Annotated in this window: 10 protein-coding genes and 1 pseudogene; 7 read left to right on the forward strand and 4 right to left on the reverse strand. The window is 42.4% G+C overall.

The genetic code is table 11. From position 1 onward, the window contains the following. Positions 1 to 39: 39 nt before the first annotated feature. The 7 genes from topA (at position 40) to NSTCB13_RS18390 (ending at position 9328) form a co-directional block, all read left to right on the forward strand. Positions 40 to 2691 carry a type I DNA topoisomerase gene (gene topA, locus NSTCB13_RS18360; RefSeq protein WP_448273401.1) on the forward strand — a complete coding sequence of 884 codons (2652 nt, stop codon included), beginning with the start codon at positions 40 to 42 and terminating at the stop codon, positions 2689 to 2691. Between the two features lie 402 nt (positions 2692 to 3093). Continuing rightward, positions 3094 to 3234 carry a hypothetical protein gene (locus tag NSTCB13_RS18365; protein ID WP_445631350.1) on the forward strand — a complete coding sequence of 47 codons (141 nt, stop codon included), beginning with the start codon at positions 3094 to 3096 and terminating at the stop codon, positions 3232 to 3234. A 19-nt stretch (positions 3235 to 3253) separates the two neighbouring features. Then, positions 3254 to 3703, forward strand: a complete 450-nt coding sequence (aroQ, locus tag NSTCB13_RS18370) for a type II 3-dehydroquinate dehydratase (RefSeq protein WP_448273402.1) — start codon at positions 3254 to 3256, stop codon at positions 3701 to 3703. A 127-nt stretch (positions 3704 to 3830) separates the two neighbouring features. Next, on the forward strand, positions 3831 to 4772 hold the full coding sequence (locus NSTCB13_RS18375; protein WP_448273403.1) for an ADP-ribosylglycohydrolase family protein: 942 nt from the start codon (positions 3831 to 3833) through the stop codon (positions 4770 to 4772). Positions 4773 to 5001: 229 nt separating this feature from the next. Next, entirely contained in the window at positions 5002 to 5799 is a 798-nt protein-coding gene (locus NSTCB13_RS18380; RefSeq protein ID WP_448273405.1) for a hypothetical protein, read from the forward strand. Continuing rightward, positions 5751 to 7700 (forward strand): HD family phosphohydrolase, encoded by a 1950-nt coding sequence (locus tag NSTCB13_RS18385; protein WP_448274181.1) that lies wholly within the window; start codon positions 5751 to 5753, stop codon positions 7698 to 7700. The genes NSTCB13_RS18380 and NSTCB13_RS18385 overlap by 49 nt, the downstream gene beginning before the upstream one ends. Before the next feature lie 266 nt (positions 7701 to 7966). Next, on the forward strand, positions 7967 to 9328 hold the full coding sequence (locus tag NSTCB13_RS18390) for a cytochrome P450 (protein ID WP_448273406.1): 1362 nt from the start codon (positions 7967 to 7969) through the stop codon (positions 9326 to 9328). On the opposite strand, the gene NSTCB13_RS18395 is transcribed toward NSTCB13_RS18390, so the two are convergent. The 4 genes and pseudogenes from NSTCB13_RS18395 to NSTCB13_RS18410 form a co-directional block, all read right to left on the reverse strand. After that, positions 9319 to 9525, reverse strand: coding sequence for a hypothetical protein (locus tag NSTCB13_RS18395; RefSeq protein ID WP_448273407.1), 207 nt, complete (start codon positions 9523 to 9525; stop codon positions 9319 to 9321). The genes NSTCB13_RS18390 and NSTCB13_RS18395 overlap by 10 nt on opposite strands. Further along, entirely contained in the window at positions 9519 to 10349 is an 831-nt protein-coding gene (locus NSTCB13_RS18400; RefSeq protein ID WP_448273409.1) for a hypothetical protein, read from the reverse strand. Before NSTCB13_RS18400 ends, NSTCB13_RS18395 begins: the two co-directional genes overlap by 7 nt. Before the next feature lie 16 nt (positions 10350 to 10365). After that, positions 10366 to 11401: pseudogene (locus NSTCB13_RS18405) on the reverse strand (IS630 family transposase); the annotation flags it as partial. A gap of 92 nt (positions 11402 to 11493) precedes the next feature. Then, positions 11494 to 13611, reverse strand: a complete 2118-nt coding sequence (locus tag NSTCB13_RS18410) for a DEAD/DEAH box helicase (protein ID WP_448273410.1) — start codon at positions 13609 to 13611, stop codon at positions 11494 to 11496. Positions 13612 to 13661: the final 50 nt, after the last annotated feature.

A 13661-nucleotide genomic window follows, 5' to 3' on the forward strand; every position in this document is an offset into this window, starting at 1 on the left:
CTGTTTAGCTTAGTAGCTCTTGTTTTTATTGAAATTTCCATGTCAACTCTCGTCATCGTCGAATCTCCAACAAAAGCTCGTACCATTCGCAACTACCTGCCATCAGGCTATCGGGTGGAGGCGTCTATGGGTCATGTGCGTGACCTACCCCAGTCGGCTAGTGAAATTCCCCCTGCCGTCAAAGGAGAATCATGGGCGCAGCTAGGAGTAAATGTGGACGCCGACTTTGAACCGGTATATGTTGTCCCGAAAGACAAAAAGAAAATTGTTACCCAGCTCAAAGATGCCCTCAAGGATGTAGATGAACTGATTCTGGCAACGGACGAAGACCGGGAAGGTGAAAGCATTAGTTGGCATTTATACCAACTGCTGAAGCCGAAAGTTCCGACTAAGCGGATGGTGTTTCACGAAATTACCCAAGAGGCGATCAAAAAAGCTCTGAAAGACTGCCGCAATATTGATGAGCAGTTGGTTCGCGCTCAAGAAACCCGACGGATTTTAGATCGGCTGGTGGGCTATACCCTATCTCCCTTGCTATGGAAAAAAATCGCCTGGGGATTATCTGCTGGGCGAGTACAATCTGTAGCTGTGCGACTTTTAGTCACTAAGGAACGCCAACGCCGCGCTTTCCGTGAGGGTACGTACTGGGATTTGAAAGCTAGTTTGTCAAAGGAAAAAACCCCCTTTGCTGCCCAGTTGGTAACACTGGGAGGAACCAAAATTGCTAACGGCAGCGATTTTGATGCCGCAACCGGACAAATTACCGCAGGTCGTAATGTCTTGTTGCTCAACGAAGAACAAGCGGTAGCCCTTAAAGAACGCTTAACTGGGAAAACCTGGAATGTTAACGACATCGAAGAACGCCCAGTGACGCGCAAACCGTCGCCACCGTTCACCACCTCGACACTGCAACAAGAATCTAACCGGAAACTGCGTCTCTCAGCCCGTGACACGATGCGGGTTGCCCAGAATTTGTACGAGCAAGGGTATATTACCTATATGCGAACAGATTCGGTGCATTTGTCAGATCAAGCGATCGCAGCTGCTCGCAGTTGTGTAGAAAAGCTCTACGGTCAACAATACCTCAGTCCCCAACCCCGGCAATACACCACCAAATCCAAAGGCGCACAAGAGGCACACGAAGCAATTCGTCCAGCGGGTAGCACCTTCCGCACCCCCCAAGAAACTGGTTTGGGCGGTCGGGAACTTGCCGTTTACGATTTGATTTGGAAGCGGACTGTTGCTTGTCAAATGGCTGATTCCCGGCAAACTCAAATTACGGTGCAATTGCAAGTCGAGGATGCTGGATTCCGTTCTTCTGGCAAACGGATTGAATTTCCCGGATACTTACGTGCCTACGTCGAAGGTTCAGACGACCCAGAAGCAGCACTGGAAGACCAGGAAGTAATTTTACCAAATCTAAAAGTGGGCGATCGTCCTGATTGTACAGAGCTAGAAGCAGTTGGGCACGAAACCCAACCGCCAGCTAGGTACACCGAAGCAACTTTAGTGAAAACATTAGAAAGCGAAGGTATCGGTCGTCCCAGTACCTACGCTAGCATCATTGGCACAATCATCGATAAGGGTTATGCCCATTTGGTGACTAACGCTCTCATTCCCACCTTCACCGCTTTCGCCGTCACCGACTTGCTGGAAAAACATTTCCCGGATGTTGTCGATCCCAGTTTTACCTCGAAGATGGAGCAAACCCTGGATGACATTGCCACAGGTGAAGCGAAATGGCTACCCTACTTGCAGCAATTCTATCTGGGAGACAAAGGACTGGAAACACTGGTAAAAGAGCAGGAAAGCCAGATTGATGCCACCAAAGCTAGGACTGTAGAACTAGAAAATTTAGATGCCAAAGTCCGCATTGGGAAATATGGCCCCTACATTGAAGTCGAAAACGGTGAGGGGGTTATCACCGCCTCCATTCCCAAAGACCTAACACCAGCCGACCTCGACCCCAAACAGGTAGAAGTATTGCTGCGGCAAAAAATCACAGGCCCTGACCAGGTAGGCCGCCATCCCGAAACTGGCGAACCGATTTATGTAAAAATTGGTGCTTATGGGCCTTATGTGCAATTGGGTGACAAAACCGACGAAAACCCCAAACCGAAACAAGCCTCCCTACCCAAAGGTGTTACCCCAGAAACCGTTACCCTGGAAATGGCTGTTGGTCTATTGGCACTACCCCGGACATTAGGAGTTCATCCAGTTACTGGCGGCAAAATCCAAGCAAGTTTGGGACGCTTTGGCCCTTATGTGGTTCATGACCAGGGTAAGGAGGGGAAAGACTATCGCTCCCTGAAAGCTGCTGACAATGTATTGACAATTAACCTAGAGCGTGCATTAGAACTGTTATCCGAACCGAAAAAGGGGCGCAGTTCCACCAACAGCAAGTCAAAGGCAGCTTTACGCGAATTGGGTACGCATCCAGAAGATGGAGAAACAATTAACATCTACGATGGCCCCTATGGCCCTTACATCAAGCATGGCAAAACTAATGTCAGTATCCCAGAAGGTCAAACGGTAGAAGATGTAACCCTGGCGGCGGCGCTGAACTTGTTGGCAGCTAAGACATCGACCGGAAAATCGACTCGCAAAACGAGTAAATCAACGACTTCCAAATCTAAGTCAACTGCGAAATCATCAACAACCGCTGCCAAGAAAAAGGGTACAGAAAACTAGTGGTAAGTCAAACAATTTTGGATTTTAGATTTACGCTAGCGTAGCATTAGCCACAAAGGCGTGTCTTTGAGATTTATTTCGCCCATAACGGGCAAGACATGAATCTCAAAATTCTCTTAATCCAAAATCTAAAATCTAAAATTCCTACTCAATAGTCTATCTAAAGTCCGATTTTTAACTCTTGACCCTTGATATCCATCCTTGATAGGATACAGTTCATTAGGTTCAAGTGTGATACTCTAAAAAGTAAGGGAAAACACAACGCTAAATTTTAGAAGTGGCTTATGTCCCAAATGCGGGATTGTGTATCAGCCCGATTGGAAGCCAGAGGTGCGAAAGTATGTTTTTTTCTGCGTACCTGTTAATCAAAAATTGAGGTAGTATCTCAGGAGCGGTCAGTTCATGGACTATATAGAAAAGGTGCTGGAAAAGCTTAAGGAATTAGCTCGTAGGTTAATTGAAAGCCTATTAGGGCCAGAGGCTGAACCGGAACCGGAACTGATTCCGATTCCTGTGAACGATCGCTCTCGGCGTCGCCAGTAACCCCACAGTGGTATCGGCGTTGCAATCCTTAAGTATTCTGGCACTGCATGGGCCAAACTTAAATTTGCTAGGACAGCGAGAACCAGGAATCTATGGTTCGCTGACACTAGCTGAAATTAATCGCCTGTTAGAAGAAGAAGCATTCAAATTACAGGCGAAAGTTTTTCCATTGCAGTCAAATCACGAAGGAATTTTGGTAGATACTATTCATAGTGCGTTAGGGCAACATCAGGGAATTCTGATTAATGCAGGAGCATACACCCACACAAGTGTGGCCTTGCGAGATGCGATCGCTGCTGTTAACTTGCCCACAGTGGAAGTACATCTGAGTAACATTTACCGTCGGGAAGAATTTCGCCATCATTCTTATATCGCCCCAGTTGCGATCGGGCAAATAAGTGGTTTTGGGGTTCAAAGTTACTTATTGGGTTTACAAGCTTTGATAGATCATTTAAGAGTTAGGAGTTAGGAGTCAGGAGTTAGGAGTTGGGAATTAGTAGTAGAGACGCGATTAATCGCGTCTCTACAAGAGTTAGGAATTAGCAATCTCTCATTAACTCCTCACTCCTCACTACTCACTTTTAACTATATAATTCATGCGTTACTCTCCTATAAGTCGGTTTAAAGGAACTTTACTCGGAGCAATCCTGGGAGGAAGTTTAGCTTCTGGTGGTAAAGTACAGTTTGAGAGTTCCCTAGATTTAGGTATAATGGCGGTTCTGGGTATCCAGAGTTTGATTGCCTTGGGTAGATTAGATTTAGATAATTGGATAGAGCGTCAGCAAGAAGAATCTCCTCATTTAGTAGTAACTGATGACATCTCGATAAAAATAATTATTGCCACATTACCAGTAGCCCTCTTTTTCCACGAAAATCCGATTAAGCTGCGACAAAACTTGTTGCGTGTGCTGAAAATCTGGGAGGATGATCCAGTAATCAGGGATGGAACACTAGCAGTAGGATATGCGATCGCTCTTGCCCTAACTGAAAAACTTGACCCTCTAACTCTTATCCCACAAACAATTTCTTTTATCGGAGAAACACCGACATCAATCCCAAAAAAATTATTAAGAGTCCAGAATTTATTAGAGCAAGGAGCCGGATTATCAACGACCCAAGCTGAGTTTGCTAGGGAAGAAAAACTTAGTAACACTATTGCTATGGCATTTTACTGCTTTTTGAGTACCTTAGAAGACTTTCGCCTGACAGTTTTACAGGCTACTCACAATCGCAATTCTCAACAAGATGCTACGCTTCTAAATTCACAGGCTACAGGTGCAATTACTGGTGCTTTGTCGGGAGCATATAACGGCATAGGCGGAATTCCCGTAAATTGGCAAGTCTTGCTCTTGCAGAGGAATTCTCCAGTATGGGGACTAACTAGCTTTTCTCAAGTGTTAGAATTGACCGATGCATTTGTAGGGGTATGGTCAGGAGTGTATAATCTTACCTTAAACCCAAAAGAGTTAACAGAGGAGGGATGTGAAATGGCTTTGCTTTCAGTTTACGCAGCTCCTCGCGTTATTCGGTCGCGTTAATCTTAAATTAACCAGATAAGAGGTTAAAGCTAGGCAAACTTCCGCCACAGTTGTATTAATTTCATATACTAGTATTTTTCAGTAAACCCTTGGACTGATTCTGTAGCTAACTATTGTGGTAAATCAGCAATAAAAAAGCCGCACCATCTAGTTACAACCGTCGCAGATCGAACTTTCCTGATGATTGTCTTTTTTGAACTATCAAAGTCGGCAATTGCAGGTAGAGATAATGAAAATGCATAAATTTTTGCAGTTCTTGAACCAGCAATTGACTCACTGGCGGCGACAGTACAAAACACTACGCCGTAAAGGAAAGTTAATGAGAAGTCCCAAAGGTAAAACCCATAGAAGGAAACTTCTAAGGACTATGCTCAAGAATGTATTTCTGTTTTTATCAAAAACCAATAAGAAAAGCGAACGCCGAAAACAAGAAAGAGCGCTCAGGTCAAAGGCAAAATCTGTCAACATTAAGAGTAGTATTTGTACAGTCTGTTTAGATTGGGCATATAAACAGCGTTACTCGGTGATTTTGGCGATCGCTGTAGTATCCCTTACAGGTATTATTGGTCATAAATTATACAACCAGACTCAACTCCAAGTAGGACATCCTGCACCCCAAACGATTACAGCGCCTTACACAGCTAGCATCGAAGATCAGAAAAAAACCGAAGCCGAGCGCAAAGCCGTCAGCACAAGCTCCTTACAGGTGTTGATGCTTGATGCGCGAGTCAACGAAAAAATCAACGAAAATTTGCAACAACTTCTAGATGATGGCAACGAAATTCGCGCTGTTGCTGGAGCTTTTCCTTTTTTCGATCCTGTAGTTTTATCCATCTCCACCCAACGTTACCTCCGCTCTTGTTCTGAGTCGGAATGGCAAGCAGTGCTATCGGCTGTAGAAAATAGTAAAAATCAGCAGCAGAAAAGAATCGGGGACAAACCACCCCAGCTGCACCCAATCAGAAACGGCAACCACGCATCACATCCAAATCTGATTCCCAGAGTCTACAAAAGACACAGCCAGTAGATTTTTCTCAAAACACTGATTTTACTCAAGCTGTAGCAGAACTAGAATCTTACCGTCTCACAACTCCAGAGAAAAGCTTGTCCTTAGTGATTGCCGAAATTTCCCAAACACGTCAAAGATACATCCAAGCCACTACCAAACTTTTAAAGTTAGAGACTGTTACCCCCGAAGCAGTATATGAAGAATCTCTACTTTTGGATTTATCAGATGTGGAATGGGAAAAAACCCAAATAGGAATCCATCAAAGTATAGAGCGGATTCTCACCCAAGGCATTCCACAGGGACTGCCAAAAAATATCTTGCAAGATGCGGTGAGTTTACAATTACAGACTTTTGTACCAGAATCCGCTGAAACTTTGGCAAAGAATCTGTTGTTAGCTGTACTCAAGCCGAATCTGCAAAAGGATGAAGAACAAACCAGACAAAATGCTCAAAAGGCGGCGGCTGGAGTGCCACCCGTGATGGTGAAAGTACGGCAGGGTGAGGTGATTGTCAAAAAAGGAGCGCAGATTACTGCATGGGACTTTGAGGTACTGGAGCATTATCATTTGATTCGTCGGGAGGTAAAGTGGCAGGAATTGGTGAAGTTGGGAGGCGCGATCGCGATCGCGATTGGCATTTTTGTCTGGGTAGAACGCCATATTGATTACGAATTGCGACAACGCGATCGCCTGTTGGTGTTATTGCTAACTCTGAGTGTGCCAGGAGTAATCGTCATTGGATTGCCCTATACCACTTGGAGCGCCCTTGGTTTATTGTTGGGAAGCTTTTACGGCCCCACTTTGGGGTTGACAGTTGTCGGCCTGCTGTGGCCGATATTAGGCATTAGTTTGGATATGAGCAAGGCTGCGCTTTTAGCTGGTGTCGGAGGAGGAATATTAGGTAGTTATATTGCTCACCGATTGCGATCGCGTGAAGAGTTGGCATTATTAGGCGTTGCGATCGCCTTAACTCAAGGTGGCATTTACCTGCTTGTTAAAATTTTAATTGGTCAAGTATTTGGTTCAACCTGGTATATTGTCTTCCAAGAAGCGGGATTATTTGCTTTATCCGGCTTAGGCTGGAGTGTTATCGCCTTGGGTTTGAGTCCTTATCTAGAAAAAGTTTTTGATTTAGTTACCCCAATTCGCCTAGCAGAACTGGCGAACCCTAACCGCCCTTTATTAAAACGACTCGCTACTGAAACTCCGGGAACTTTTCAACATACGTTGCTTGTGGCGACTCTGGCTGAAGCTGCTGCCAAAGAATTAGGATGCAATGTTGAACTAGTCAGAGCTGGGACACTATATCACGATATTGGCAAAATGCATGACCCTCTTGGTTTTATTGAAAATCAAATGGGCGGGCCGAATAAACACGATACAGAGATTAAAGATCCTTGGAAGAGTGCAGAAATTATCAAAAAGCACGTAAGTGAAGGGTTGGTAATGGCGCGTAAACACCTCTTACCTACGGCGATTCAAGCTTTTATTCCAGAGCATCAGGGAACGATACTGATTGCTTATTTCCATCACCAAGCCCAGCAAATGGCTCAAGAAGATCCAAGTTTAACTGTAGATGACGCAGACTTTCGTTACGATGGGCCAATTCCCCAGTCACGAGAAACCGGAATTGTCATGTTAGCAGATTCTTGTGAAGCAGCGCTGCGATCGCTGCAAGTATCGGCTAAATCTGTGGGAGAAAAGCGATCGGTTAAAGATGTCTCCACAGAACAAGCTTTAGCAATGCTAAATAATATCCTGCGTGCCAAGTGGCAAGACAATCAACTCGTAGATTCAGGATTAAAACGGGAAGAGATGTCACAAATTGCCCAGATATTTGTGGATGTTTGGGAGCAATTTCATCACAAACGCATTGCTTATCCGAAGTTAAAGGCTAGTAGCACTGGGCGGAATTCGTAATGCGATGTCTATGCCTACGCACATCTGTTAATAATGTTGTTAAGAGGTTTTTTTTTGAGGTGCGATCGTAGTTTCAATTTGTACCATTTAGTCGATATGTCTCAGATTTTGCAGCAGAAGTAGAACTTTCACCTTTTCTAGCAAGTTCAGCCATCCATTTTTTAGTTCCAAATATTCCGTTCATCAAAGCTTCCTCTGGTGGGAACCTAACTGCGCTTTACAATTAAGTAGATACTGTAGCTAATTACTGCTGGAGGTACTCAAATATGCGGCAGCTAAAATCCGCCGAGTCAATGCCTGGTAGCTATGGCTTGCCCATCTTGGGGGAGACTTTAGAAATATTTCGGGATTTAGAACTGTATCTATGGCGAAGATTCCAGCAGCATGGTTCAGTTTTTAAAACGAGCCTCATGGGGCGTAAACGTGCTTATTTAATTGGCCCTGATGCTAATCGGCTGGTGCTGGTGGAACAGGCGGAAAATATGTCGTCGCGGATCGGGTGGTATTTCTTAGAATCAACATTTGGCAACAATATTTTATTACAAGATGGGGAAGAACATCGCCTAACTCGTCGCTTAATGTATCCAGCATTTCACGGCACAGCGATCGCTACATACTTCGATACTATTGAAAATATTGTGCAAGACTTCCTCAAAGATTGGGGACAGAGAACAATTCCTCTAAATTCTAGTTTCCGTCAGCTTACCCTAATGGTTGCGACTCGTCTGTTTTTGGGAAGTCAGAATAAGAGCGAAGTTGAGCAAACCAGTCAGTGGTTTACACAACTGCTCTCTAGCAGTATGGCGATATTCAAATTGAATGTCCCTTTTACTTTATATGGTCGCGGTCAAAATGCTAGGGGTAAGTTAGTAGCTTTCTTGCGTCAAGAAATCGCACAGCGTATCGAGCAAGGTAACTTAGAAGAATCAAAAGATGTTTTGGGATTACTGCTAGCAGCTGTTGATGAAGACGGCAATAAGTTGAGCGAAGCACAGATAATCAACGAGGCACTATTATTACTATTTGCTGGACATGAGACAACAGCCTCATTGCTGACTTGGGTAATCTTTGAATTAGGTAATCACCCAGAATGGCGAGAGCGACTGCGTAAAGAACAATTAGCAGTTGTGGGAAATAATCCTCTTAACCTGTCCCATCTCAAACAACTTTCAGATTTAACCAACGTCCTCAAGGAAGCAGAAAGGCTCTATCCGCCAGTGTATGCCTATAATCGTGGAGTTCTCAAGGATATTGAGTATGCAGGTTATCGCATCCCAGCAGGTTGGTTTGTGACTATCTCGCCGATGCTGACTCACCGTTTACCAGAACTGTACACCGATCCTGATCGCTTCGACCCCGATCGCTTTGCACCACCTCGTGAAGAAGATAAGAAACATCCTTTAGCACTAATGGGTTTTGGTCATGGTTCTCACAGATGTTTAGGCATGGAATTTGCCCAGATGGAAATGAAAATCGTGCTTTCCACACTGCTTCGCCATTACGACTGGACAGTAAAACCGGATCATTCTGCGATCGCTCCAATTCGTCAGCCTTCTAAAGTTAAAGATACTCTAGAAGCAGATATTGAGCCTTTGCTGATAAAGCATCCCTTGAAAAGTCAAACATAAACCTTTGATGAAACAAATCGATTTTCTGCATCTAGCATGAAATCGTAGGTATTTAGAAAATCAGACTGCCACTTTTCAGGCTTTTGACAAATTGCGAGTGGAAATCCTGCTAAATCAAACCATTGAATATCATCCCCAATTTCTACTGGTACTACTCTCCAATTTTTACTTGGAGCCTTGCTAAAATCTTTCAGCAAATTGACATTAATTCGGTTCGGAGGTTTGGGAGTTGGTAAATGCCGTTCAACAATTTAATTAGTACATTATTAAACTGCAAGACACTAGGGTCTTTAAAAAATGAAGGCTTTTCTACTTTTGACCATGCTGAATTCAATAATTTGAGGAAGTCTTCAGCATAACCACCAATCTGTTGTGTTACTGAAATAAGAACAGTACGTCTTTGTCCTTTTTCATCTGGTGCAGCTAAGTGCATAGCTGCCCAAAAAAGATAAGGGCGTAACCTCTTTTCAACTCCTTCTTTTTTTCCCTTTGGCACAGGAGGATATGTCGGAAAAGGATTTGGAATAAAAGGTGTGTCAGCTTGACCACCTTCTTGAAATTCTAATTTTCTTCCATCCAGTAAGTCATAGCGTATTTCAAATCTTCTTCCTGGCAGGCATTCAAGACGACCTATTAATTGACGTGTACTTCTGTAATTTGTCTTTGCTGGGCTAGCGTTAGTTGAATTCTCTACCCAGCTTGCTAAAGCACCTTCTATTTCTGATGCGACAGCGGATAGTGCAATAATTCGGCTATGATTTTGTTCTATATAAGTAAATAGTCTTGCACTTAATGACTCTAATCGTAAGGATCTATTCTCAGCTTTTTGCAAAGAATCTTTATTACCATCGAATTGAACTGCGTGGGCTTCATCAAGTACAATAAGCGATACTCTACGAATAAATAGAGGTCCTAAGAATTTCATTAAAGCTTCTGCTTTTTCATAAGTGCAAATTAAAACTGTTGGCTGTTCTGATGTCAGCCATACATCTGTTGGCCCCCAGTCAGTTCCACCATACAAACCTGTAACTATAGGACTAGTATTTGATTTCTGAAAAAGCTCCGTACATTTGAAGAGTGGCAAAATCAAAGGTAGTGTCTCGGAGAAACCACTCAAACATCCATTTGAGATGAGAGAACGAAGGAATCAAAGCACAGAAACGCCGTACCCAAGTTTTAGCTTGTAACCAAATATCCTCAATTGGATTTTGTGATGGGCAATTAGGGGCTTTAGCGTTCACAATGAATTTTCCAGTGTTCTTGAGACAAACCAAGGTTTATCTCGCCTAAAAAGTTTTGAACCAGATGTGAACGATGGTAAGAAGCACCATCCCAAAAAAGAAGTAATCTTTGGTTGGGCGACTGATCTAATAAATAACGTAGATAATCAATCGTATTTTCTGAGTTACCTGCGTTATATGCTTTGAGCAGTAAGCCTCCCTTCAAATAGTCAACTGCCCCGTAGTATGTCTGTTTATCTCGTACATTAACAACTCTCACTGTTATCTCTTGGTCAGTTCTTCCCCAAACATATCCGCTTAAATCTCCCCACATTAAATGACATTCATCAAGCAGTAATACTTTTAACTTTCCTGTCTCGATTTCCTCCCGATGCCTTGCCAACAGTGTTTCAATCTCTTTTTTTTTTGCAGCAACAGCATCCTCGTCAGCTTTTGGATTCAAAGAAGTAGTTTTCTTCCAACTAATTCCTGCCGCATCAAATAAATCGTAATAGCTCCGTTTTGATTCATAAGTTAGATCGTATTCAAAAGCCAATTTATATTCGAGTTCGCCAAGTTCCCAACACTCCTTTGTTTGCAACCAACTTAAGATTTCTTCTCGTTGTTGAGCAGTTAAGTAGCCTTTTCTTCCCTTGTGGTTCAAGTGCAGCCCCGAAATTCCATATTCCTCGTAGGCTTGTTTCCAGCTTGTTATCGAACCAAGTGACACATCTAAAATTATTTGAATTTCTTCATACTTGTAACCTTGATAAACCAGTTTAACTGCCAAAGCTTTCCTTACCTCACGCGCATCTGGGCGATCATCTATAAATTCTTGTAGTTCTGCGATCGCGGCTTGTAGATCCTGGTTTATCATTGTTCGTTCTTAGACAGATACACACCTCAGTATTATCTCTTAGTTTTTTCAGAAATCAAATATGATTCCTATATAACATTGTTATTAGTGGAACGCTTTAAAACACGAGACAAACTTGATTCAACTTCTGTAGCAAGCGCTCTGCTTGGCACTAAGTAAATTACTAAAGGGGCCGAGTTACTTAAGTTGTTAGAATTTGTTGTTTCAAAAAACAAGCTTTGCAAAATAGCAATTTCAGCTATCGTTGTTTTTCCTGAACCTGTAGGAGTACAAAGCGCAAATGATTCTGTTATTGCTAGTCGTTCAATTCCACAAATTTGAGAACGCCATGCTAAAGTTTTACACTTTTGATAACTTTGGCGTAAATAACGCTCCAAGAAAGTTTTACCATTTTGGGTAATCATCTGAGAAAGTGCTTCTAAATGATGTCGTAGAGAAGTTTCTATATATACATAAGCAACTTCAGCACATAACTTACCTAAAAGCCAAGAATAAGTGTCATGTCCATGAAGAAGCACTTTAGCAATATCAGAAAGCTTTTCAATAGCTTTTTCTAATCTTGGTTCATTTCCCCAGCGCATTTTTGCACATAAAATTCCTAAAGAACTAGCAGTTTTTTTAACAATCAACTTGTTAAATCTGTCAGCAGTTGTATCAGTCTCATCCCAAAGAAGACTTGTTTCAGTTTGGAAATTTGATGAACTTGCAGTTGCCCAATATTCTGTCAGCTGTTGCAATAAAATGGGAAAATCAGCTTTTAGCAACGAACGTAGAATTTCTGACTCTATTCCCTCACTTATATCTTCATTGAGTAAACCCGCAGCCCTAGCAGGATAACCAGCAAGTTCATACACAGCTGCTGCAAGTAAACGAATTGGTAAAATATCTGGGTTTAGTTGGGGATGAGATAGCCATTCAAATAACTCACCAGCCCTTAGCATTCGATTACGCCAGTTAGTATCTCCAGTTTCTCGCTGGATAAATGCAGCCTCAATAAGGCGCATAGCATCATTTAATCGTTCACCCGCTTCATCTTCTCGCCACCCAGTTAATCCCTTTTCTCCTGCGCGAAGTCTGGTATGTTGGCTATAAAGTTTTGCAATTGCTGGAGTTAGCTTGCTACCCGCCAGACTATTTTGTAGTTCTGTCGCTAAAGCAATGACTTCGTTACTTGGTTGAGTCATCTCATTTTGCAGAACTTCTCCCTCTACTATGACATCAGAGTTTGTTTTTGCAACCTCTGCATCATGTGGTTGTTGGATTGTTGGGTTATAAACCTGTGTTGAAACCTCAACAATTGTCCGCTGACTGTACACTGTTGTAATCAGCTTTTCAACTTCATGCAGGTGAATTTCAACAGCTTCAAGTCTTCTTCCTCCTGTATATTTTTCGTGGGCTGTTTCAGTAGATATCCAGGCTGCTTTTTTGATAGGATGTTGACCACAGATATAACTAACTAAATCGCAGCGTTTATAAATTTGATTAGTCTTTTCTTCTCGTAAAAGTCTTAGAGCATTAACCCATTCTGATGAAAAAGAATCATTATAATCTAGTAGAATTTCTATTATTTGCAAAATATCAACTGACTTTATATTTGCAGCACTTGCCTTTTTATGCGCCTCAGATATCATATCCGTATCATGTTTCGCTGTGCATTTAGCTTCACAAGCCAAATAACCAATTATTTCTCCTTTAATATTACGCCGAAAGGCAAGACAATCATCACCTGTGCGTCCAGGCTGGTTCTTTGCACTTTCTCCAGTTTGATTTATAAATTCTAAATGCTGAAACACAACTGGATGAAATCGAAAAAGGAAAGCAGGAACTTCCCAGTCATCATGTTCAAAAGGAGAAAAGTTTTCAGCAATAATCCCTGCAAATATCTCTCCAAAAAAACCTTTAAGAGTCTGGATGTGAAGACGTTCAGGATACCCTTCGCTGGGATCGCTTTCTGAAAATTCACCAAATGGAGCAAGAGAATTCCCTGCTAACTTACGAAGGCGAGATCGAGCATCACCATGAGCTTTTTGAACGATTAATATTAATTCGCTGAGAATTATATCTCGTTGGTTTTTATCTTCTTTGAGCAGACGATGTGTGTATTGCTTATCTTCAGATTCACTAACTGAGTTAGATAACCACTTTGATATTCCGTTAAACCTAGTGATTTTTTGTCTTTCTTTCATTTAATATACTCTCTAATATTAATCAGATTTACAATATAAGCCTTGAACTA

It is taken from the genome of Nostoc sp. DSM 114160 (genome assembly GCF_053470305.1).